Source organism: Shewanella sp. c952, assembly GCF_019654975.1.
Taxonomy (GTDB): domain Bacteria; phylum Pseudomonadota; class Gammaproteobacteria; order Enterobacterales; family Shewanellaceae; genus Shewanella.
Map to the genome: position 1 here is coordinate 1 of NZ_BPEW01000152.1, position 379 is coordinate 379.

The window sequence follows — 379 nt, forward strand, 5'->3', positions numbered from 1 at the left end:
CGGTGTTGTCGCCGGCAATGGTGAAGGTGGTGATACTGAGATCGCCATCGACACTGCTGCCATCAATCACATTGCCGCTGACTTCAGGGCTGTCCTCGACGATGCTGCGAGTTTCATTATCATCGCTAAAGTCATCGTTCACCGGGGTGACGGTCAAGGTCAGGGTCGAGGTATCTGTCGCGCCCGAGCCATCGGTTAAGGTGTAAGTGATCACCGGTACGCTGCCGTTATAGTTGGCGGCAGGGGTAAAGGTGTACTGGCCATCGCTGCCCAGGCTAAAGGTGCCGACACCGTTGAGGGTGACGTCACTGCCATCGGCATTATAGACGGTGTTGTCGCCGGCAATGGTGAAGGTGGTGATACTGAGATCGCCATCGAC

Annotated in this window: 1 protein-coding gene; it reads right to left on the reverse strand. The window is 56.5% G+C overall.

Annotated elements, in window-relative coordinates:
• A partial coding sequence (locus K5R16_RS22350; protein WP_220740625.1) for a cadherin-like domain-containing protein occupies positions 1 to 379 on the reverse strand: 379 nt, incomplete at both ends.